This is a genomic window from Promicromonospora sp. CA-289599 (assembly GCF_050936155.1).
Lineage (GTDB): Bacteria > Actinomycetota > Actinomycetes > Actinomycetales > Cellulomonadaceae > Promicromonospora.
This window is the reverse complement of the sequence record NZ_JBNJNI010000001.1, coordinates 4,349,488-4,372,048: the sequence shown is the minus strand read 5'-3', so window position 1 is coordinate 4,372,048 and position 22,561 is coordinate 4,349,488. Positions and strand designations below refer to the sequence as shown.

Genomic DNA, 22,561 nt, shown 5'->3' with positions numbered 1-22,561 from the left:
GGTACTCCTTCATGTCAGGCACCGGCGGAGGCTGTCGGCGTTGGCGCGCATCAGGTCGACGTAGGTGGTGACGCGGTCGTCGAACGCGTCGGAGTAGATGGGGCAGACCCGCAGGTCGTTCTCGCGGGCCACCTCCTTGAGCACGGTGGACCGCGCGGCGAGGTTGGGTTCCAGGAAGACCGCGGGCACGTCGAGCGCCTGCACGGTCCGGGTGAGCTTGATCCGGTCGGCGACGCTGGGCTCGGAGGCGGGGTTGGGCGTCACGAAGCCCGCGATGTCGACGTCGTACGCCCTGCCGAGGTAGGCGAACGCGTCGTGCGTGGTCACCAGATGCCTGCGCGACCTAGGGATCTGCGCGATGGTGCGCTCCACGTAGGCGTCCGTCGCGCGCAGCTCGGCCAGGTAGGACTCGGCGTTCGCCCGGAACCCCGCCGCCTGGCCGGGTGCGGCAGCGGCCAGGGTGTCGCGGATGACCTCGACGTACGCCTGCGCGTTGCGCACGTCCTGCCACAGGTGCGGGTCGATCTCGCCGTGCACGTGCTTGCCGAGGACCGCCTGCGGCAGCAGGTAGACCTGGTCCCCAGGGCGGCCGAGGAACCCGAACCCCGGCCCGGTGGGCACCGACGCGAGCGCCTTGTTCGGCACCGACACCACGGTCCGGGCCGGGTCCAGCGTCTCGGTATGCGCGTGCCCGACGTCGTCGTGGTCGCCCGGGTGTTCGTCCGCGGCTTCGGCGACCTGTTCGCCGACCGGTGCGTCGGACTGCAGCAGGATCGCGCCGTCGTCGAGGTCCACCGTGACGTCCGCGTGCCCGCCGTCCAGCACCCGGGCACCCGCCATTCCGGGCACGGAGTACGGGTCGACGCCGACGGCGAACGTCACGGTCGCCCTCCCGAGCCCTTGCGGCTGACCACCCGGCTCGGCGACCAGGTCGGACTCCAGCGCCACCCGGTAGATCCCCGGTTCGGTGAACGCCCAGCTCATGTGCGTGTGCGCGTCCGTGGGCAGAGTTGCCGTGTCCCGGGCGTACCCGTCGGCGGCGTCGAAGCCGTCGCCCGAGTCGAAGTAGGTGCGCGGCTGGCCGAACGTCTCGGTCAGGTATCCCGCCAGCCGCCCCGGCCCCTCCACGTCGGTCGCGCGCAGGCGCACCTCGGAGGCGCGCGTCGCCCCGAGCTCCTCGCCCGCGCCGCTCACGCGCAGCCCGAGCCAGATGGTGTCCAGGTTGACGTTCTCGACCAGCGGGATCACCTCGGCGGCGTACTTCGTCGCCGACTCCGCCAGCGAGATGTTCGGGGCGCCGTCCGGCAGGTTCGCGTCGAGCGTGGTGACCACCGCGTGGTCCTCCAGGAGCAGGTAGTTGCTGAAGGCCACGTCGGCGTAGACCACGTCGCGCACGTCCCGCAGGGTCGGGTCGTAGGAGTGCGGGTCGCCCGTGGGCGGCACTATCGAGGTGACGTCCACCGCGTCGCCGGCCACGTTCCGCACCAGGTCGGCAAGGATCGCGGTGGTGGTCACCACGTGGAGCCGGCCGTCGTCGGCCGCACCGGTACTGCCCGCGCCGGTACTGCCCGCGCAGCCGGCGAGGACCAGCGAGCCCGCCGCGATCATGCCGACCGCGGCGGCCCGCCGTCGTGAGGTCGCGCTCATGCCCGGCGACGCCGCTGCGCGACGACGATGAGCAAGCCGCCCGCGAGCAGGAGGAGACCCGCCAGCGCGAGCGGCTGGAGCACGCTCGCACCGGTGCTCGCCAGGGCTGCGCGCTGCGCGGCGCTGAGGTCGCACTCCTCGCCCGACGGCGTCCGTCCCACGTAGGTCGTCCTCGTGGTCGTCCCCGCGGTGTCGCCGACGGAGAACTTCAGCGTCGCCGCGTCCGAGGCCGTGCCGCCGCTCCTGAGCGGGACCGACTGCGTCATGGTCACCGAGTAGACGCCGGGCTTGGTGAACGCCCAGTTGGCGTGCACGTGCTGGTTGAGCGGCACGGACATGGACCTCGGGAACCCCTTGAGGGTGCCGAAGTTCTTGGCCCCCACTCCCCCGAACGTGCCCGTCGCGTACACCCCGAGCTCGCCGGGCCCGTCGACGCCGTCGAGCGTGAAGGTGACCGGCCCGTCCGCCGCCTCGATCAGGCTGGGGTGCTGCGTGTTCCAGCCGATCCACGGGACGCCGGTCTCCTGGACCTGACCGACCGACCAGATGGTCGAGCCGGCCGTGCCCAGGAACGCGAACTCGCTGCCCGCCGGGACCTTGTCCTCTGCCGCCTCGCCCAGCCGGAAGGTGAGCGACGCCGGGTCGACCCAGGACGAGGGCTGCTCGCGGTCGTCCTTCACCTGGGCGACGAGCTTGCCGCCCTCCACCATCGAGCCGAAGTCGAAGTGACCGGAGGAGATGCCGCCCACCTCGGGCGTGCTCACCTCGCTGGTGACCGGCTGGGCGACGCACTGCGGGTCGTCCGGACCGGTCCCGCCGGCTCCCGGACCGTCACCCGGGCCGCCGTCGTCGCTCGGGTCGTCTCTCGGGTCGTCGCCGGGGTCGCCGTCCGGATCGGTGCCTGGGTCCGTGCCGGGGTCCGTCCCCGGGCTCGCGCCGAACTCCTCGGCGGTGAGGCCGCAGTGCTCCTCCGTCACGCGGCGGGCGTCCACGCCGACGGCGAAGAGCAGGGTCGCCCGGTCCGTCATCGTGTCGGTCGCAGCAGTGGGAGCACCCCCGTCGAGGGCCGTCTGCGAGACGTCCAGGCAGTACACCCCGGCGACGTCGAACGCCCAGGAACCGTGCGCGTGCTGCGCGTAGTCGAGCCGGTCCTTACCCGGGCCGAGCAGCACGCGGGGCGCGCCGAAGCCGTCACCGCCGGAGTCGAAGAGCACGAACTCGCCCGGCCCGTCCACGTCGAGCAGCGCCCAGCGGACGGCGTCCGCGGCGGCGCCGTCCGCCACGTCGAGGTTCCAGCCCGGCCAGACGAGGTCCGGGGTCGGGCTCTCGGGCAGCACCCAGACCCGGTCGCCGGGCTCGCCCAGGAAGGAGTACCGCTCGTCGTCGGGCACGACGACGCCCGCACCGTCCGGCACCGCGAACGCCACCTCGGACGGGTCGTGCTCCTCGGACGGGACAGCGGCGTCGTCGCGCACCACCGTGGTGAGGCCGGCGTCGGTGATGCGGGCCAGGAGGTCGACGTGGCCGCTGCGCAGGACCGTACGGTCCGTGACGGGCCGCCCGTCCGGGTCGCCAGGGTCGCCGGGATCGCCGGGATCACCCGGGCCCGGGTCGCCGGGGTCGCCGCCGGGCGGGCACGGCTGGACCCCTGCCGGGTCGACGCCCGCCGCGACGGTCAGCGTCGTGGTCGCCGCCGCCGCGGTGCCGTCCGCGGTGGTACCCGCGAGCGTGGAGGTGACGCAGTACCGGCCGGGCGCCGTGAAGACCCAGCGCAACAGGTGCACCCCGCCGGGGCCAACCGTCGAGCCCGATGCCTCGTAGCCGGGAACCGTGCTGAGCAGCGCCCCCTTGTGCCCGGCCACGAGGGCCTGCTGGTCGTCGACCACGAGGAACCCGCCGGGACCCGTCGCACGGTCGAGCGTCCAGGTCAGGTCCCCGCGCCAGGCGTCCCGGTCCAGGTGCGCCAGGTCGAGATCCACCGCGTTGAGCAGGCCCGACCCCGGCCCCAGCTGGTACCCGTCCACGTACTCCTGCTCGGCGTCGCGCCAGTTCTCGAGCAGGCGCTCGACGTGCAGGCCGCGCGAGGTGGTGCCCGTCGCGAGCACCACGTCCGCCGGGTCGTGGCGGACGCCGTGCCCGCGCAGGTCCCCGGTCACCAGGTCGGCACGCAGGTCGCCGTCCGCCAGGCGCGGTGCGAGCGCGGCGAACGACGCCCTCCCCCGCTCCTCCGGGGCGGGGACGCGCGTCACCTTGCCGGGGACCGCAGCCTTCGGGGTGTCGTCATGGCTGCGCGCCCGGTCGGCGTCGCGCTGCATGCAGGTGGGCGCCGACGTCGGGTCGTAGGCCGAGCCGCCGACCACGAAGGTGAGCACCGCGTCGTCGTCGCGCGCGCCGCCCGGGGTGGCCGTGGCAGTGGAGGTGAGCCGCACGCAGTACGTGCCCGGGGCGGTGAAGTCCCAGCTCAGGTGCTGGTGGGCGAGCGCGGGCGCGAGCGCCGGGTGGGCCTGGGGCAGGCCCTGCCGGGTCGAGAACCAGGGGGCCGCCCCGGAGCGGACGTGGTCCTCGTCGGCGCCGAGGAAGAACTCGCCGGGCGGCGGGCCGCCGTCCGCGCCGGTCACGCTCTCCAGCCGCAGCATCGGCAGGCTCTCGTAGTCCTGTGCGCTGAACGTCTCGGAGGAGACGCCGAGCCACGGCAGGCCGGCCTTCGGCACCTTGGGCAGCCGGTGGATCACCGAGCCCGCGGGCGCGAGGAACGTCGAGTCGGCGGACGCCGTCGGCTCCGGCACGGTGACCCGCGCGGCGTCGGGTACGTGGACCACGAGCGTCGCCGGGTCGTACCAGTTGAGCGTGTTGCCGTGGGACTCACGCACCAGCAGACGCAGCTCGTCGGCGCCGGGGCGCAGGGACAGGTCGGAGTGCGTGGCGGGCAGCAGCACGTTGTTCCGCGGGTCGGTCAGGTCGTCCGGGTCCGGGGAGCCGGGGTCGGGATCGCCCGGGTCCCCCGGGTCACCGGGGTCGACGGGCGGGAGCACGGGGAGGTCGGGGTCGACGGGAGCACCGCACTCGGCGGTCGCAGCGCCCGGCACGTTCCCGACGGCCACGCGCACCGTCACCGTCGGCGAGGTCCGGACCTGTCCGTCGGTACCCGTCGCAGAGACCCGCAGGTCCAGGCAGTGCAGGCCCAGCTCCGAGAACAGCCAGCCCTGGGCCTGCGGCGGCGAGATGCTCGTCGTGCTCGGCGTCCAGGTGACGTCGGAGCGCAGTCCGTACCCGGCGTACCAGACGCGGCTCATGGGCACGTCGGGCATCGGGACGGGGCCGCCTATCGCGACCAGCCCGCCCCCGCGCGCCCCGGTGATCTCCCAGGCGACGCCGTTCCGGGCGACCTGGTCGCGCGGCAGGCCGTAGTTGTTCAGGCGCGGCACGACGTCGGTCCCCGCGTAGTCGAGCGTCGGGAAGTCCTGGCTCGTGGCCCACAGCGGCGTGCCGGGCGGACCGAGCGGCGCCAGCCCCGCATCGTCCGGGGTCGTGAGGGCGATGGGCCGCGGCACCGACACGACCACGTCGTCCGGGGCGTACCGCTCGGAGATCGTGGCGGGACCGGCCTCGGCGGACCAGCCGACGTCGATCACCGGCTCGCCGTCCACGAGCAGGGCGTTCACGAACGCGTTGCCCTCGTCGAGGACGGTGCGCGACGGCGGTTCGCTCTCGGTGCCGGCCATCGCCGACCACGCCGTGGCGGATGCGGCGACAGGCATACCTACCGCGACGAGCCCTACGGCAAGTGCGGCAGCCGCGGCGCGGCGACCCGGTACGGACGTTCTGACCACGAAGGACGTTCCTCTCGGTGCGGGGTGACTCGGTGCGGACCTGTCCAGCCAGGCCCGGGTAGTGCGGGGAGGGCGGTACGGCCGCCCTCCCCGCCCAGGTCAGGAGCGCTTGAGCGGAAGCGTCTCGGACAGCACCGGCGCACCGCCGTTGACGCTCACGTCGAACGACAGCAGGTAGGTCCCGGTGCGGTTGAAGGACCACGCGAGGTCCTCGTGCCCGGAACCGTCCAGCACAAGACCGCCGGAGGCGGCCGTCTTGGTCGCCGTGAAGCTGCCCGCGCCGCCCGTCCCCGTGACCCGCCCGCCCGTGCTCGATCCGGCGAGCACGTTCGGCTCGAACTCGACGTCGAGGCCGCCGCACGACGCACCGGGCTCGACCGTGAAGCCGACCTCGGGTCCGGTCGTGCTGGTGAAGGTCAGCCAGTCACCCGCGGGCAGCTCCACCTCGGTGCCGCCGACGTGCTCGTGCACGTGCACCTCGACGCCGGTCACCCCGCCGAACGCATCGCACTCGACCTCAGCGGCGACGTCGAAATGACCACTGGTGCGGTCGGCAGCGGCCGCCGGCGCCGCAAGGGCCCCTGCCATGGCAGCGGTCGCGCCCATCGTGACCAGCACCGTGGCGATCCGACGCCCGCTCTTTCGCTCGATCATGATCTGACTCCTCCATCTCGGTGCACGCCCGAACGCGGACAAATGAGAACGATTCTCATGCACGCGAGGAGTGAACCAGTACTGAGAACCATTATCAAGAGCGCGGCTCACAAGTTCACCCACACACGAGGCGCCTTGGCACGGTCGGCTCGACACGACCGGCTCGGCGCCGGCCGACAGTCGCCTGGTATTGAGAACGATTCTCAACCCTGGTTCACTACGCATGATGCGCACCCGCCGATCCTCACCACGCTCACAGGTCCAGCGAGAGCTGGCGACGAGCGAGCGGTTCCGCACGGCGAACGAGATCTATCTCGCCCTGGCGGACCGGAAGCAGCGGGTGAGCCTGTCGACGGTGTACCGGACGCTGACGATGCTGGCGGGCTCCGGGTCGGTCGAGGTCGTCCAGCTGCCCGGGACCGGGCAGGCCTACCGCCCGCGGCCCCCAGAGCCGGCCGGACCGTACCTCGTCTGCGTGGGATGCGGCACAGCAGCCACCGTCCCGGCGATCGATCTCGCACCCTGGTTCCGCGCTGTCGCGACGCAGCAGGGCTTCAGCGACATCGAGCCCCGCGTCGAGCTCTGGGGCCGGTGCACAGGGTGCCGGCAGGGTGTTAGTGAGAACGATTCGCATGTCTGATACGGTCCCCTGTCACTTCGTCAGAAAGTAGGCACGATGCGGCTGCTGCTCCTGTCCAACTCCACAAACCACGCCAGTGGCTACCTGGAACACGCCCTGGACACCGCGCTCGGCTTCCTTGACGGCGCGACCGTCACGTTCGTCCCCTACGCGCTCGCCGACCACGACGCCTACACCGCGAAGGTCGCAGCGGTCCTCGCGCCCCACGGCGTCCGGGTGAGCGGGCTGCACGACGCCGCCGACCCCCTGGCCGCCGTCGAACGGGCCGAGGCCGTGTTCGTCGGCGGCGGGAACACCTTCCGCCTGCTGGACACGCTGCACCGCCTCGGCCTGCTCGATGCGCTCGCGACGCGCGTCCGAGACGGGCTGCCCTACATGGGCGCGAGCGCCGGCACGGCCATCGCGAGCCCGACCATCCGCACCACGAACGACATGCCGATCACGCAGCCGTCGTCGTTCGACGCGCTGGGCCTGGTGCCGTTCCAGCTCAACGCGCACTTCGTCGACGCGGACCCCGCCGGCACCCACGCCGGCGAGACCCGCGAGCAGCGCCTGGCCGAGTTTCTCGAGGTCAACGACGTGACCGTGCTAGGCCTCCGCGAAGGGACCTGGCTCGCTGTCGAGGACGGCGCCGCGCACATCGGCGGGAAGGCCGTGGGCCGGACGGCGCCGGGTCCGGCCCTCGTGTTCACCCGTGGGGCGGCGCCCCACGAGGTGCGAGGTGACGTCAGCGGCCTGCTGACGGCCACAGCGCAGTTCGACGTGCCGGCTTCGTGAGCCTCTGGCGGCTGACCCGCAGCTTCCCCGTAGCCGTCCAGGTCCTCCTGGTCAACACGCTCGGCGTGAGCGTCGGCTTCTACCTGCTGATCCCATTCCTGACCGCGCACCTGAGCGGTGGACTGGGCATGTCGGCGACCCTCGTCGGGGTGGTGCTCGGTGTGCGCACGCTCAGTCAGCAGGGCCTGTACCTGCTGGGCGGGTCCGTCTCGGACCGGTGGGGCGCCCGTGGCGCGATCATCGCGGGATGCGCGCTGCGGACGGTGGGATTCGGGCTCTTCGCGCTCGGTGACACGTTCGCCGTCGTGCTGGTCGCTGCCATCCTGACGGGCGTCGCCGGTGCGCTGTTCGGCCCCGCGGCACGCGCGTACATCGCGGTCGAGGCGGCGGGGCGCCGGGCGGAGGCCTTCGCGCTGTTCACCCTGTTCTCCAACGCCGGAGCGCTGGCGGGCCCGCTGCTGGGCAGCGTGCTGCTGCTGGTCGGGTTCCAGGTGTCGGCGGTCGCCGCCGCCGCGATCTTCGCGGTGCTCACGGTGTGGCAGGTCGTCGTGCTGCCGGTCCAGCGTGTGCGGGCCGTCGGCACGAGCGTGTGGGCGGGCTGGCGTGAGGTGTTCGCCGACCGGCGGTTCCTCGCGTTCACCGCGGCGGCGTCGGGCATGTTCGCGCTGGAGAGCCAGCTCTACCTGGTGCTGCCCTGGGAGGCGCAGCGGCAGACCGGCTCGCCGTCGTCGATCGCCGTGCTCTTCCTCGTCTCGACGGTGCTGACGCTGGCGTTCCAGATCCGGGTTACGACGGCGCTGCAGCACCGGTGGTCGCGCGGGTGGTCGATCGCCGTGGGGATCGCCCTGCTGGGCGGCGGGTTCGGCGTCATGGCGCTCGGCGCGGCCCTGACCCCTTCTCCCGGGGCGCCGGCCTCGCCCTGGGAGGCGGCATGGCGGCTGGCGCCCGTCCTGGTCACGACTGCTCTCCTGGCCGCGGGCCTGATGATCGCCAAGCCGTTCGTCTACGAGCTGGTCTCCGGGTTCGGCCGGAACGGGCTGGAGGGGACCTACTTCGGCGTGTTCTACCTGGCCTCAGGGATCGCCGCGGCGCTGGCCAACGCGGTCCTGGGCTGGGCCGCCGGCGTCGCCGACGGGCGGCTGCCCTGGCTGCCGGCCGCCCTGTGCGTCCTGATCGGCGCCGTCGGTGCGACGGCGACCCTGGTGCTGCACCGCCGCGGGATCCTGCGGGGCGAGTCCTGACCCGACCTCGGCCGAGGGTTCACGCCCGCGACACGGGCGACCAAGGGCGCAGCACCACCTGGCGGTCGGCCCGGGCGATGGTGGCCGGCCGGTGCGCGATGAGCAGGACAGCACGGTCGCGCGAGCGGTTCAGCAGGTCCAGGATCGCGGTGTCGGCCTCGTGGTCAAGCGAGGCGGTCGCCTCGTCGAGCACGAGGACCCTCGGCTCGCGCAGGAGTGCCCTGGCGATCGCGACGCGGGCGCGCTGACCGCCGGACAGTCCCGTGCCGTGCTCGCCGACGGGCGTGTCCAGCCCGAGCGGCAGGCCGACGTCGGGGTCGTCGAGCCCCGCGGCCCTGGCGGCGCGGCGCACGTCCTCGTCCGGGGAGTCCGGCCGGCCGAGCACCAGGTTGCTGCGGATGGTCCCGTGCAGGAGCGGGGACGACTGCGGGACGACGGCGACCAGCTCGCGCAGCCGGTCCTCCGGCATCGCGCGCAGGTCGACGCCGTCGATGCGGATGCTGCCGTCGTCCGGGTCCCAGAGCCTGAGGGTGAGCCGCGCGGCGGTCGTCTTGCCCGCGCCCGACGGCCCGGTCAGGGCGACGATCTCCCCCGGGCGCACGTGCAGGTCGAACCGGTCGAGCACCGGCCGGGCCTCGTCGTAGGCGAAGCCCACGCCGTCGAGGACGAGTCCCGCCTCGCCCGCCCGCACGGCCGCCGGAGCCGTGCGGGCGGGATCGATCGCGGGGGCCTGGTCCAGCGCGCGGAGGATCCGGGCGGCGGACTCGCGCAGGGTTCCGGCGTTGCGCAGCAGCTCGGCGATCTGCGCGGCCGGGCCGAGCCCGGCCACCGCGACGGTGACCGCGAGCGGGATCGCCGCGGCCTCGACAGCCGCGCTGTCCTGCAGGGCGACGGCGATGGCCCCGACCGCGGCGAGGGCGAACATGGCGTCGGCGATACCGCGTTCGACGCCGAGCCGGGACGCCTCCCGCCGCTGGACGCGGGCGTGGTCGCGGGTGTCGTCGGTGATGCGCCCCAGCTGTGCGTCCAGTGCGTCGGCGCCGGTCAGCTCGCGGATGCCGCGGATCGTGTCGAGCAGCTCCGAGCGGACCCGCGCCGCGCCGTCCGACAGCGCCTGGGCGTTGCGGCGCGCGAGCCGGGCGGTGACCAGGGGCACGACGACCCCCACGACGAGCAGCGGCAGCCAGACCAGCAGGAGCAGCGGGGTGATCGCGATCGACACGAACGTGCTGACCGACAGGATCAGTGCCGCGCTGAGCGTCTGGGCGACGGTGTGGGCGTAGAGCCATTCGAGCGTCTCGATGTCCCCCATGACGGTGGTCACGAGCTCGCCCGTGCGGTGGTGCTGCCGCCGGGACGGCAGCGCCCGCCGGAGCGCGCCGAAGACGCGGCCGCGCAGGATGCCGATGAGCCCGTAGGCGAGCCCGTGGGAGACCCAGGACTCCCGGGAGGTGGCCGCGGCCGCCAGGACCGCGACGGCGACGAGGGTGACCGTGACCGCCGGCAGCGAGACGGGCGTGCCCGCCGCCACCTGGCCGACCACCAGTGCCAGCCCGAGGGCGACGGCCAGCACGGCGACCTGCGTGACGATGCTCCACACGACGGTCTCGACGAACAGCCGCCGGCGGACGGCGATGACGGGCAGGAGCCGCAGGACGGGCGTCATCGTGGCACTCCTGCCGGTCGGGTGAGCATCGTCGGTGGTCCCTCGCCGCTCGTGGCGACCCGCCCTCGTTCGATACGGACCCAGCGGCTGCACCGTCCGGCCGCGCTGAGCCGGTGCGCGATGACGACGGTCGTGCGCTCGGGGGCGTGGTCGAAGACTCCCTCGACGACGCGGCGTTCGGTGTCGGCGTCGAGCGCCGAGGTGACCTCGTCCAGCACGAGCACGGGAGCGCGTGCGAGCAGGGCGCGGGCTATCGCGATCCGCTGCCGCTGCCCGCCCGAGAGCTGCTGCCCGTCCTCGGTGAGCACCGTGTCGTAGCCGTCGGGCAGGGCGCTGATCAGGTCGTGGGCGTCGGCGGCGGCCGCGGCGGCCCGGATCTCGGCGTCGCCGGCGTCGGGTCGGTAGAGCCGGAGGTTCTCGCGGACGCTCCAGGCGAACAGCACCGGGTCCTGCGGCACGACGACGACGCTCCGGCGCAGCGCGCCCAGGGTGTAGTCGCGCAGGTCGGTCCCGTCTATGCGGACTGAACCCTGGTCCGGGTCGGCGCCGCGTTCGAGCAGCCGGGCGAGCGTGCTCTTGCCCGCGCCCGACGGTCCGAGGACGGCCACGGTCTCCCCCGGCGCGATGCGGAGGTCGATGCCGCTCACCCCGGTCTCGGCGCCGGGGTACCGGTAGGTGACGTCGTGGAGCTCTACCGCCGCCCCGTCCGGCGCGGGCTCGGTGCGCGAACCCTCTCCGCGCACCGCCGGTTGCGCGGACAGGAGGGCGTCGAGCCCGTCGACGGCGGTGAGCCCCAGGTAGCCGGCGTGCCAGTGCTGGCCGAGCTCCGACACCGGCCGGAAGCACTCCCGGGCGAGCATCAGCACGAGCACGGCGGTGGTCGCCGTCGCGCTCCCGGTGACGACGGCGGCCAGGGCGGCGAGCACCGCGGCGACCACGCCGACGTGCACCGCGACGCCGCTCACGGCGCTCTCGACCAGCGACATCCGCAGCTGGGACATGGTCCGTGCGCGCAGGTCCTCCGCGCGGTCGTCGAGCTCCGCCCCTACCCGCTCCGCGGCGCCGAAGCTGCGCAGCAGCGGGATCGACTGCAGCGCCTCGACGTAGTCGCCGGACAGCCGCGCGAAGGCGTCCCACCTGCCGCGCCCGTTGCGCAGCAGCCTGGCGTCCCACAGCCGCGGGGCGAGCACCGCGACGGCCGCGGCGACCGCGAGGACGGCGCCCGCGGCCGGCGCGAGCACCGTCACGATCACCACGATCGCCGCCGGGGCCAGGAGCACGACGACGAGCTGCGGCAGGTAGCGCGTGTAGTAGGCATCCAGACCATCGACACCGTCGATCACCGTCGCGGTGGTCCGGCCGGCGCGACGCTCGGCCTCGGGGACGGCGGCGACCTTCTCCAGCAGCCGGCTCCGCAGCCGGATGCGCACCGACGCGCCGATGCGGGAGGCCAGCGGCTCGCGTCCCCAGATCACCGCCGCGCGCACCAGCGCGACCACGGCGAGCGCCGTCAGCGGCAGGCCGATGTCGCCGTCACCACGGACGAGCGCCGCGACGACCAGGCCGACGAGGACCGCGAAGGTCACGTGCAGGGCGGACAGGAGCAGACCGACGGCCGCCAGGGCGAGGATCGCTCCCGGCACGGTCCCGGCGAGCTGCAGGAGCCGGCGGTGGATCACCGGTCAGAACTTCTGGGGGTAGAGCGCCTCCGCGATCTGGCGGACCGCCGCGACGTTGCCGAGCGTGCCGGGGAACACGTCGGCGGTCGAGATGGCGATCAGCCTGTCGTCCCGCACCGCGGGCATGTCGGGGAACGTGCTGGTGAGGTACTCGCGGGCCGCGGCCTCGTGCGCGGCGTCGGACACGGAGAAGACCAGGGCCTCGGGTGCCTCGGCGGCCAGGGACTCGGGGGTGATCTCGGCGGAGAAGAAGTCGGCGAAGGCGGGCTGCTCGGGCGTGTAGACGTTGTCGGACCCGGCCAGCCGCAGGATGTCGTACTCGACGCCGGCCCCGATCGCGGAGAGGGAGGTCCCGTCGACGTACACCTGCGCGACGCGCAGCTTGTCCACGTCCGCCACGGCGGCGGCGATCTCGTCCAGGTCGGCCTGGCTCTCGGCGGCCAGGTCGGCGGCGGCGTCCTCGACGCCGAAGATCGTGCCGAGGTCCTCCAGGTCGGTGAAGAGGTCGGTGACCTCGCCCGCCATCCGGCGGTCCGCGCATCCCCCGGTCGCCACGTAGACGGCGGCGCCGGCGTCCTGGAGCTGCTCGATGCTCGCGAAGCCCTGCTCGGCGGTGAACTCGTAGGTGGTCGGCGAGTAGACGAAGTCGGGCTGCACCGCCAGGAGGTCCTCGCGGCTGGGCGGGGTGTCGCCGCCGATCACGGGGACGTCCGCGGCGAGCGAGGCGACGGCGTCGGGCAGCGCCTGCGTGGTGGCCTGGGCCTGTCCGGCGAGGCGGTCGGCCAGGCCGAGGCGCAGCAGCAGCTCGGTCTGGGAGGGGTGCATCCCCACCACGGCCTCCGGCACGCCGTCGACCACGACGTCCTGGCCGCAGTTGCTCACGGTGACCGGCTCGGCGCCGGCGGCACCTTCGGCCGCGGGGGTGACGCCGGTCCCGCAGGCGGACAGGAGCAGGGTGGCCGCCGCAAGGGAGGCGACGGCGCCGGTGGTGGCTGCGCGCCGGGAGTGACGGGTCATGACGAGATCTCGCTTTCGGTGTGAACGGGTGCGGGGACCGGGGTGGCCCGGTCCGCGGCGGAGTCGAGGTGAGGCTGCCGGAACGCGAGGACGCGGTCCTGCCCGTCGTCGAGCAGTCGCGCCTGGACGCCGAAGACGGCGTGGATCAGCTCCGGTGTGAAGGTCGCGGCTGGCGGCCCGTCGGCGACGACGGTCCCGGCGTCGAGCACCACCACGCGGTCGCAGTACTGCGCCGCGAGATTCAGGTCGTGGAGCGCGGCGATCACCGTGCGGCCGAGCCCGCGCACCGTGCTCATCAGGTCGAGCTGGTGCCTGATGTCGAGGTGGTTGCTCGGTTCGTCGAGGACGAGGACCGGGCTCTGCTGGGTCAGGGCGCGTGCGAGCATGACCCGCTGCCGCTGACCGCCGGACAGCGTCCCCACCATGCGGCCGGCGAGGTCGTCGATCCCGGTGCGCCGCATGGCGTCGTCGGCGATCCGGAGGTCTTCGGCGGTGTCCCGCCCGAAGGAGGTGTGGTGGGGCGCCCGGCCCAGGAGCACCACCTCGTGCACGCTGAGGTCGAAGTCGGTGTGCGCGTCCTGCAGCATCACCGCGACCTGTCGCGCGTGCTGCCGTCCGGAGAGGGTGCGCACGTCGGCGCCGTCGACCCGCACCGTGCCCCGGCTCGGCCGGACGGCGCGGTAGAGCGTACGGAGCAGCGAGGACTTGCCGCTGCCGTTGGGGCCGACCAGGCCCACCACCGTCCCGGGCTCCACGGTCAGCGAGGCGCCGTGCACCACCTCGGTCCCGCCGAGAACCACCGTGACGTCGTCGAACTCGACCCTCATCTCGGCCCTCACCGTCCGAACCCCGCCCGGTCGGCACCGCCACGGCGCATCAGCCAAAGGAAGAACGGCGCTCCGACGAAGGCTGTCAGGATGCCGAGCGGGATCTCGGTGGGCATCGCCACCGTGCGTGCCAGGAGGTCCGCGATCATCAGGAACACCGCCCCCGCCAGCACGGTGACCGGCAGCATCCGCCGGTGGTCCGCGCCCACCACTATGCGGGCGACGTGCGGGATCACGAGGCCGACGAAGCCGATCCCGCCCGCGACCGAGACGACGGTCCCCGTCAGCAGCGACGCCACGACGAGGAGCAGCCCACGCAGCCGGGTGGCGTCCACGCCGAGCGACGTCGCCGACTCGTCGCCGGTCATCAGGGCGTTGAGCGAGCGTGCCGTCCCGGCGGCGACCAGGCAGGCGATCACGAGGGCGACAGCCGGCCCGATCAAGCTCTGCATGGTCGCCGCCGACACGCTGCCCAGCAGGAAGAACATGATGCTGACGACGTTCTGCGCGTCCGTGGAGATCGTCAGGTAGCTCGTGACCGCGCTGAACAGCGTGCCGAGGGCCACGCCGGCGAGGATCATCCGGGTCGGCGACAGCTCGCCGTCCTTCCGCGCCATGACCGCCACGCAGGCACAAGCCGCCAGCGCGCCGATGAAGGCGGCGACGTTCAGCGAGAGCCCGCCCAGCGCGCCCGAGCCGAACACGATCACCAGCACGGCGCCCACGCTCGCACCCGAGGACACCCCGAGGATGTACGGCTCGGCCAAGGGGTTGCGCACGGTCACCTGCATCAGGGCGCCCGCGAGCGCCAGGCCGGCCCCGGCCAGTCCCGCGAGCAGCGTGCGCGGCAGCCGGAACTGCCAGACGGCCTGGTCCTGCAGCGGGGTCAGGGTGCCGTCGGACATCCAGGGCATGCCCGGGAGCAGGTGTCCGACGGTGACCTGGGCCGCCTGGGTCAGGCTCACGTCGACCGAGCCGACGGCGCCGGAGACGACCACGAGGGCCATCAGTGCGGCCGCCAGGATCGCGCAGGACCAGCCGGTCCGCCGGACGAGGCGGCGTCGGATCGAGTAGGCGGAGCCCGGCGGGCTGCCCGACGTCGGCGCCACAGAGGCGGGTGCGCGTGTGGTCACGCCGTGACAGTAGTGATAACCATTATCGATTTCAACTTTGCCTCAGCGAGGACGTCAGCGGCCGTGTCAGCGCCATGTCAGGGCCGTGTCCGCGGGCCAGGCGAACATCTCCGGCATGGACAACACACAGAGCGTCACCGCCGAGGCGGAACGCACACCAAGCAACCGACTGGTCGAGCGGCTGCTCGCGGACCAGCACTCCGTGCCGCTGTCGATCGCGCTCCACCTCGTCCCCGGCGCGCTGATCGTCGCCGTCTACGCCTTCATCGCCGCACCGTTCACCCGGGCGATCGGCTACCCGCCCTTCCTCGCCTGGGCGATCGCCCTGTCCGTGGTGCTCTTCCCGGCCCTCTTCGGCCTGCTGTGGCTGGGCCGCCGGCGCACCGGCCGCTACTCGCTGCGCGGGGTGCTGCACTACCTGGACAAGCCGTTCTCGCGCGGCAAGATCGCCGCGATCGGCATCGGTCTCCTGATCTACATGACCGTGGTGTCGTTCTCGCTCGTCCCGCTGGACAACCTCGTCTACGACGCGGCCTTCACCTGGATCCAGTACGACGGCGCCGGCGGCTCCGCGACCACCTACCTCGACGGGTACTCCCAGCAGCAGCTGATCACCACCCTGCTGATCTGCCTGCCGTTCACCGGCTTCACGCTGCCGCTCATCGAGGAGTACTACTTCCGCGGGTTCCTGCTGCCCCGGCTCCCCCAGCTCGGCAGGTGGGCGCCCCTGTTCAACACGGTCCTGTTCTCGGTGTACCACTTCTGGGCGCCGTGGACGGTCCTGTCGAAGATCGTCTTCCTGTTCCCCGGGGTCTGGTTCGTCTGGCGCAAGCACGACCTCCGGGCATCGATCTGGATGCACCCCGGGTCGGCGCTCCTCGCGACCACCGGCGGCCTCATCGCTCTCTCGATGGGGGCCATCTGATGACGACGGTCGCGGACAGCGTGACCGCGACCAGCTCGTCCCAGCCCGTGCCCGTACCCTCCCGAGCCGCCTCGGCGAACCCCGCTTCGCCGAGGCGGTTCCGCACCGCCTCCTCGATCCGGTCCACGTCCGGGTCGGAACGATCCTGCAGCCCACGCACGCCGGCGGCGGCCGCGAGCAGCCGTGCGGCCTGCTCGTCCTGGCCGCACCGCAGCGCCAGGTCGGCGACCCCGACGAGGGCCTGCGCCAGCATGGGCGCGTACCGCGCCTCGGCTGCCTCCCGGCAGGCCGCGGCCCGGTGCTCGCGGGACTCGTCGAGATCGTCGGTGAGGTAGCCCAGCTGGTGGTGCGCCACCGAGCGGAGGTACGCCGCCTGATCGCCCAGCATGGTCATCGCGCGATCGATCTGCCGACGGGACTCCTCGGCGTCACCGTCCCAGCGCGCGAGCTCCGCCTTGGCCAGCGCCACCTCCGCAAGCGACTCCGGCCACGTGATCCCCTTCGCGAGCCGCTCCGCCTCGGCCAGCGCGGCCGACCGCGCGTCCTGGTCGCCCAGCAGCCAGTACAGCCGCGCCTGCCCGGACCGCATCCGGACGATGTCCTCGACGGCCCCGACCTCGGTGACCACCGTGATCGCCTGCTCGTAGTGCTGGACCGCGGCGGCGAACTTGCCGCGGGTGGCGATGCGGTCGGCCAGCTCGGTCAGCGCGAAGGAGATCCCGAACCGCTCGCCGAGCGTCCGGAACTCGCTGAGCGCCTGCGCGAGACAGGCGTCGGCCTCCCGCCCGGGGTGACCGAGCATGACCCGCATCTTGCCGAGCTGCAGCCGGGCGAGCGCCCGCACCCAGGGGTCGTCGCTGTTCAGTACCGGCTCCCACGCGCTCACGGGGTCGGCTCCCCGCAGCATGTGCTCCAGCGGGACCACCAGCCCGAGCAGGGGGCTGTGGGGCCCGTCCCGCTGACCGAGCTCGTAGGCCTTGTGGATCCACTCCGCCACCTGGCGCTCGTCCGCGGCCCGTCCGGAGCCGGCGAACGTCACGACGAGCATGTACACGACGGCCCGGGTCTCGTCGTCGACCTCGCCGGGGAGACGGGCGGCCGCGGTGATCAGGTCCAGGCCTTCGGCCTTGTGCCCGCTGAGCCACCAGTACCAGCCGGCACCGGCCACGAGCCGCATCGCCGCCTGTGCGTCGCCGGCGGCGAGCGCTCCGCGCACCGCGGCACTGATGTTGTCGTGCTCGACGGCGAGCGTGGCAAGCCCCTGCACCTGCTCGGCCCGGCGAAGGCACGGCTCCGTGGCCGCGACGAGCCCCGTGAAACAGGCAAGGTGCGCCCGGCGGGCCAGGTCGGACTCCCCCACCTCCGCGAGGCGTTGTGCGGAGTACTCCTTGATCGTGCCGAGCATCCGGTAGCGCGGGCTGCCGGCGACGTCGGCGTCGGCGACCAGCAGCGACTTCTCGGTCAGTGCCGTGAGCAGGTCGAGCACCTGCCCCTGTCCGGCGGCGTCGGCGCAGACCACCTCGGCCGCGTCCAGGCTCGCCCCGCCGGCGAACACCGAGAGCCTGCGCAGGACCGTCCGCTCGGCGTCCGTCAGCAGCTCCCAGCTCCAGTCGACCATCGCGCGCAGCGTCCGGTGGCGCGGCAGCGCGGTGCGGCTGCCACCCGTCAGCAGACGGAACCGGTCGTCGAGCCGGTCCGCCAGCTGCGCGACGGACATGGTGCGCAACCGGGTCGCCGCCAGCTCGATCGCCAGCGGCATGCCGTCCAGGGCCCGGCAGATGCGGGCCATCGTCGGCAGCGTGGACACGTCCGCCGCCAGGTCCTGGCGCGCGGCGCTCGCTCGTTCCCGCAGCAGCCGGACGGCCGGCGCCGAGGCGACCTCGTCGAGGTCGGCGTCCGGCGCCGGCAGGCCCAGCGGCAGCACCGGCCACAGCACCTCACCGGTGATGCCGAGCGGCTCCCTGCTCGTCGCCAGGATCCGCAGCCGCCGGCACTCCCCGAGCAGGCGGTGGGCGAACGCCGCCGCCTGCTCGATCACGTGCTCGCAGTTGTCCAGGACGAGGACTATCTCCCGCTCGCGGATCGCGGCGACGAGCCGTTCGGCCGGCTCCACGTCAATCGCCTCGCCGAGCAGCGTGTCCCGGAGGCCGAGGCCGGCGAGCGTCGCCTGCGCGACGTCGCCGTCGGCGCCGATGGCCGCGAGCTCGACCAGCCAGACCCCGTCCGGCAGGTCTCCCAGCAGCCGGCGCGCCGTCTCCGTGGCCAGCCTGGTCTTGCCAGCGCCGCCGGGTCCGATCAGGGTGGTCAGCCGATGCTCGCCGACCATGGCGCGGACCGCGGTGACGTCGGTGTCCTTGCCGACATAGCTGCTCAGCTCGGCACGGAGGTTGGTCCTCCGGCTCTCGTCCCGCCGTCCGACCTCACCCCGCAGCAGCGCGACGTGCAGGTCGGACAGCTCCGGTGAGGGGTCGACGCCGAGCCCATCGGCCAGGGCCTCTCTCGTGCGCTCGTAGGCGAGCAGCGCTTCGGTGTCGCGGCCGGCGGCGGCGAGACCCCGCATCAGGGCGGCGACGAGCCGTTCCCGCACCGGATGGGCCGCTACCAGATCGGACAGCTCCGGGACCAGGTCGGCACCGTGGCCCAAGCCGATCTCCGCGTCGAACCGGTCCTCCATGGCCGTCAGGTGCAGCCCTTCGAGCCGGGTGACCGCGGCGTCGAACGCCGCACTGCCCTCCAGGTCGACGTCCTGCATGGCCTTCCCGCGCCACAGCAGCAGTGCCTCACGCAAGAGTTGCACCCGCCGCGGGCCGTCGGCGGTACGCGCCCGGTCGACGAGACGCTCGAACCTCAGCGCATCGACGGCGTCGGGTTCCACCAGCAGCCGGTAGCCACTCGGCTGCCCCTCGATCGAGCCGTCCGGCAGCACCTTCCGCAGGCGAGAGACCAGTCGCTGCAGTGCGTTCGTCGCATCGGACGGAGGCTGCTCACCCCAGATCCAGTCGACGAGCGTCGCTCTCTGGACCGCACGGCCGGAGTTGAGAGCAAGGGCAATCAGGAGCGCCCGCAGCCGCACGCCGGGCACATCGGCGATGACGCCGTCGTCCAAACGCACCTCGAGCGGCCCAATCATCCCGATTTGCACCCGGCAGATTCTGCCACGGGCCACCTCGGCGGCACCTCGTTTCCGCGGCCTGGGCCCCGCGGCCGGGCTCAGCCCTGGGTCGCGGTGAGGCGCACTCCCCCGAGGACCGGCGCCTCGGCCCCGCGCGTGGCGCGGACCAGGAGCCGGACGGTTCCGTCGTTCCACGCGGCCGGCAGCCACAGCCGGCCCGCGTCGCCGCCTGTGAAGCGCGGCCGTGCGGGGTCGTCGAGCCATACCCGGCCCAGCAGCTCCCCGCCGGCGAACGCGCTGACCCGCACCTGTGCGCCCTCGAACCCGAGCGAGAGCCCGCCGGACGGCACCGCGGCCTCGAACCAGCGCTCCTCGCCGGGCGCCAGCTCCAGCGGCAGGGCGACGGTCTCCCCCGCGGCGTCGGCACGTGACAGGTCGAGGATCGCCTCGTCGGGCTGAGCCTCCACGTCCCAGCCGCTGACCGGCTCCAGACGGAACAGCTCGGCGGCCAGGCCGGCTCCCGGCCGGTGCGGCACGGTGACCGCGACCGCGCGCCCCGCGCCGGGGGCCAGGTGCAGCCAGGGGTCGTCCTCGGTCACGGTGTGCACCACGCCGTCCACGCTCACCTGGACCGACCCCGTCACCCCGGCCAGGCGCAACGCGTGGTGGTGCGCATCGTCCGCGTCGTCATCCATGGCGAGGCCGCGCGAGTAGGTGGTCGGCTCTCCGACGCGGGTGCTGCTCCAGCCGCCGAGCGTGCGCAGCGGTGCCGGCTCGCCCGGCCAGCCGCCCGCCGCGCTCACGCGCCACAGCGCGGACACGTCGGACCGGCCGACCACGGACCACACCCTGCCGAGCCCGCGCAGCGACCCCAGGCGCAGCGCCGGAAGGCGGACGTCGTCGAAGTTCGCGTGCCCCCACGTCTCGACCGTCGCGTCGAGGCGTCCCGCCCCGGCCACCGGCAGCAGGAAGGTGGCCCCGAAACCCGCGATCGTGGGCAGCGCCACCCCGTCGAGCGCGAGGTCGACGATGTCCGAAGCGCCCTCGACCAGCAGCTCGTCCGCCCCGTCCAGATCTGTCGAGTAGTGCGTGCGCCCGCGGTACACACCCACCTCCTCCGACGACGGCGGCGCCTCGTACCGCGCGGTGCGACCGGTGCGGGCGGCGAGGTCGAGCCCGGTCAGGGCGGTGAGCGGCGGGTGCTCGGGGGCAGCCTCGTCCGCGGTGAGTCCATCAACCGACGGCGCGTCAACGTCCGCGGGATGGCGGACGACGACCACCCACGCCACGCCGTCGGCCCCCGCCTCGACCCGTTCGCGAACCGGGGCGCCGGGCGCGGGTGCGTCCAGCTCGACCAGCACGGGCCGTCCGCCCGGGGCCTCCAGCACGACGACGCTCGCGCCGGCCGTCGCCAGCTCGATCCCGTCCGGTCCGACGCCGACGACGTCGGCGCTCGCCAGCCGCAGGGTCCCGGGCAGCCCGAACCGGTCCAGCGGCAGGTCCCGCAGCACCAGCAGGCACGAGGCCGCGGGCAGCGGCACCGCCACCTCGGGTCCGCCGAACCACGCCGGGAACGCGGCGGTCCCGGCGTCGTCGGTCAGGTTCGGGACGCCGATCAGCTCACCCCCGCCGTCGAGCACCAGCCTGGAGGGCGAGGCGCTCGTGGCGACGTCGACCCGGAAGGCGCCGTCGGCGGACGCCGTGGTGGACCGCGCGAGCGCGGGCCCGAGGGTACGCAGCACACGCGCGAGGACGCGGGCCTCGGCCATCTCGGGGCGGGGCGCGCCGACCGGGTCGAGGTACCCGCCGAAGTCGTAGTCGTGGGACATGAACCCGCCCGGGTCGCCCCAGTTGCCCACCGAGGGCGTGTAGCCGAAGTCGAATCCGGAGGCCTGCAGGTAGGGCGCGATGACCTTCGCGCCGCTGACCAGCAGCCTGCGCAGCGTCGCGTGCCGGCGGTTGGTCTCCATGACCAGGAGCGGCTCACCGCGCCCGGCGACCAGCTCGGCGTACTGCCGCACCTCGGCCTCGACGAACGGCGACTGGTCGTCGGGGTAGAAGTTGAACGCGGGCGTGATGCCCTCGACTCCCCCGGTGGCCCCCGCGAGGTCACCCTGTCCGGCGCAGGCCACGACGGGCACCGTGATGCCGTGGCCGAGCGCCAGCTCGTGCAGCCGGGACAGGTACGCGGGCCGGTCAGCGGTGTCGAAGAAGTCGAGCTCGTTCTCCACCTGGATCCCGACGACGGCGCCGCCCCGGTCGCGCTGCCGGGCCGCGAGCAGCGGCATCACCTGGTCGAACCAGGCCTCGACGTGCCGCAGGTAGCGCGGCTCGGCCTGCCGCAGCGCCAGGCCGTCCTCGAGGGTCAGCCACGCGGGCAGCGCGCCGCCGTCCCACTCGGAGCAGATGTACGGTCCGGGCCGCGCGATGACACCGAGCCCGGCGTCGCGGGCCAGGTCGAGGAACTCGCCGACGTCGCGCCGTCCGCCGAAGTCCCACCGGCCGGGCGCGGTCTCGTGGAAGTTCCACGGGACATAGACGTCCACGAGCGTGTAGCCGGACGCCGCCACCTGGGCCAGGCGGTCTGCCCAGGCCTCGCGCGGCACCCGGAAGTAGAACAGCGAGGCGCACAGGTGCACCTGCTCGGCGCCGTCGAGCACGAGCCCGGAGGGGCGCAGTCCTACGGTGGCGTCCGTCTGCGTCGTCATCTCGTACCTTCGCTCTCGGCGGGCTCGACAGTGGGTTCAGCGATGGAGTCGGTGGTCGGTGCGGTGATGTACGTGCGGAAGATCCTCGTGAACAGGATCGCGTTCACGACGGCGATCCCCGCGAACCCGATGAGGAACCAGAGCAGCCCGTACACCGCCACTCGCGGGTAGAAGACCGTGACGACGACGGGGAGCACGGTGACCGCGGCGATGGCCAGGGACCCGAAGAGGTGCCGGAGCGACATCAGGCGCGAGTTGTTCAGCACTTCCAGGACGGTGTTCTCGAACGTCGCGTTGTACGGGAAGACGTACAGGGTCGCCAGCACGAACCGGAACGCGACGAGGTAGAACACCACCAGCAGGACGACCCGCACGATGATCGGGACGTCGAGGTTGTCGACGACCACGTACCAGGCCGCCAGGACCAGGGCGAGCCCCACGACCGTCAGCCCCAGGAGCGTCGCCTGCTTGAAGTTCGTCCGGAACGACCTGAGGTAGTCGCCCGCCACCGACGTGCTCTCGCCGGACACGATCTTCATGGCGGTGTAGTTCAGGGCGGTGAGCGCGGCGCCGAGCGTGACGACCGGGATCGCCGTCGCGACGAAGACGAGGTTGAGGATCATCACGTCCGCGACCTTGTCCAGGAACCGCAGGAGCGGTGAGTCCGGGTGGAAGATCTTGCTCACGATCGCCCTGCCTGTCTGT

The 22,561-nt window shown here is 73.3% G+C and carries 15 protein-coding genes; 4 read left to right on the top strand and 11 right to left on the bottom strand.

Features of this window, described 5'->3' with window-relative positions; genetic code table 11:
• Positions 1-9: 9 nt before the first annotated feature.
• From ACQEVI_RS19455 to ACQEVI_RS19445, 3 genes are all read right to left on the bottom strand, one after another.
• Positions 10-1,647: an anchored repeat ABC transporter, substrate-binding protein gene (locus ACQEVI_RS19455; RefSeq protein WP_432901804.1), complete on the bottom strand. Its 1,638-nt coding sequence runs from the start codon at positions 1,645-1,647 to the stop codon at positions 10-12.
• Positions 1,644-5,477, bottom strand: a complete 3,834-nt coding sequence (locus tag ACQEVI_RS19450; protein ID WP_432901802.1) for a TIGR03773 family transporter-associated surface protein — start codon at positions 5,475-5,477, stop codon at positions 1,644-1,646. The genes ACQEVI_RS19455 and ACQEVI_RS19450 overlap by 4 nt, the downstream gene beginning before the upstream one ends.
• Before the next feature lie 99 nt (positions 5,478-5,576).
• Positions 5,577-6,131 carry a hypothetical protein gene (locus ACQEVI_RS19445; RefSeq protein ID WP_432901801.1) on the bottom strand — a complete coding sequence of 185 codons (555 nt, stop codon included), beginning with the start codon at positions 6,129-6,131 and terminating at the stop codon, positions 5,577-5,579.
• Between the two features lie 226 nt (positions 6,132-6,357).
• On the opposite strand from ACQEVI_RS19445, the gene ACQEVI_RS19440 reads away from it, so the two are divergent.
• From ACQEVI_RS19440 to ACQEVI_RS19430, 3 genes are read left to right on the top strand one after another with little or no spacing between them, the layout of a single operon-like run.
• Positions 6,358-6,771, top strand: a complete 414-nt coding sequence (locus ACQEVI_RS19440; RefSeq protein ID WP_432901799.1) for a Fur family transcriptional regulator — start codon at positions 6,358-6,360, stop codon at positions 6,769-6,771.
• Positions 6,772-6,807: 36 nt separating this feature from the next.
• Positions 6,808-7,548 (top strand): dipeptidase PepE, encoded by a 741-nt coding sequence (gene pepE / locus ACQEVI_RS19435; RefSeq protein WP_432901797.1) that lies wholly within the window; start codon positions 6,808-6,810, stop codon positions 7,546-7,548.
• Positions 7,545-8,789: an MFS transporter gene (locus tag ACQEVI_RS19430; RefSeq protein WP_432901795.1), complete on the top strand. Its 1,245-nt coding sequence runs from the start codon at positions 7,545-7,547 to the stop codon at positions 8,787-8,789. Before pepE ends, ACQEVI_RS19430 begins: the two co-directional genes overlap by 4 nt.
• Before the next feature lie 19 nt (positions 8,790-8,808).
• Here the strand turns inward: ACQEVI_RS19430 and ACQEVI_RS19425 are convergent, their stop codons facing one another.
• The 5 genes from ACQEVI_RS19425 to ACQEVI_RS19405 are packed head-to-tail and all read right to left on the bottom strand — an operon-like array spanning position 8,809 to position 15,111.
• Complete coding sequence (locus ACQEVI_RS19425; protein ID WP_432901793.1) at positions 8,809-10,455, bottom strand: ABC transporter ATP-binding protein; 1,647 nt, start codon at positions 10,453-10,455, stop codon at positions 8,809-8,811.
• Complete coding sequence (locus tag ACQEVI_RS19420; protein ID WP_432901791.1) at positions 10,452-12,134, bottom strand: ABC transporter ATP-binding protein/permease; 1,683 nt, start codon at positions 12,132-12,134, stop codon at positions 10,452-10,454. The genes ACQEVI_RS19425 and ACQEVI_RS19420 overlap by 4 nt, the downstream gene beginning before the upstream one ends.
• 3 nt (positions 12,135-12,137) lie before the next feature.
• A complete protein-coding gene (locus ACQEVI_RS19415; RefSeq protein WP_432901790.1) occupies positions 12,138-13,151 on the bottom strand; it encodes an ABC transporter substrate-binding protein in 1,014 nt (337 codons plus the stop codon).
• Positions 13,148-13,978 (bottom strand): ABC transporter ATP-binding protein, encoded by an 831-nt coding sequence (locus tag ACQEVI_RS19410; RefSeq protein WP_432901788.1) that lies wholly within the window; start codon positions 13,976-13,978, stop codon positions 13,148-13,150. The genes ACQEVI_RS19415 and ACQEVI_RS19410 overlap by 4 nt, the downstream gene beginning before the upstream one ends.
• Before the next feature lie 8 nt (positions 13,979-13,986).
• Complete coding sequence (locus ACQEVI_RS19405; protein ID WP_432901786.1) at positions 13,987-15,111, bottom strand: FecCD family ABC transporter permease; 1,125 nt, start codon at positions 15,109-15,111, stop codon at positions 13,987-13,989.
• Between the two features lie 115 nt (positions 15,112-15,226).
• On the opposite strand from ACQEVI_RS19405, the gene ACQEVI_RS19400 reads away from it, so the two are divergent.
• Positions 15,227-16,036 carry a CPBP family glutamic-type intramembrane protease gene (locus ACQEVI_RS19400; protein ID WP_432901784.1) on the top strand — a complete coding sequence of 270 codons (810 nt, stop codon included), beginning with the start codon at positions 15,227-15,229 and terminating at the stop codon, positions 16,034-16,036.
• On the opposite strand, the gene ACQEVI_RS19395 is transcribed toward ACQEVI_RS19400, so the two are convergent.
• The 3 genes from ACQEVI_RS19395 to ACQEVI_RS19385 form a co-directional block, all read right to left on the bottom strand.
• Positions 16,008-19,178, bottom strand: coding sequence for a BTAD domain-containing putative transcriptional regulator (locus tag ACQEVI_RS19395; RefSeq protein ID WP_432901782.1), 3,171 nt, complete (start codon positions 19,176-19,178; stop codon positions 16,008-16,010). The two genes, ACQEVI_RS19400 and ACQEVI_RS19395, sit on opposite strands and share 29 nt — an antisense overlap.
• Before the next feature lie 68 nt (positions 19,179-19,246).
• The gene (locus tag ACQEVI_RS19390) at positions 19,247-21,856 is read right to left on the bottom strand and encodes a beta-galactosidase (protein ID WP_432901779.1); all 2,610 of its coding nucleotides are present in this window, start codon (positions 21,854-21,856) and stop codon (positions 19,247-19,249) included.
• Positions 21,853-22,542 carry a YesL family protein gene (locus ACQEVI_RS19385; RefSeq protein ID WP_432901776.1) on the bottom strand — a complete coding sequence of 230 codons (690 nt, stop codon included), beginning with the start codon at positions 22,540-22,542 and terminating at the stop codon, positions 21,853-21,855. Before ACQEVI_RS19385 ends, ACQEVI_RS19390 begins: the two co-directional genes overlap by 4 nt.
• Positions 22,543-22,561 lie beyond the last annotated feature (19 nt).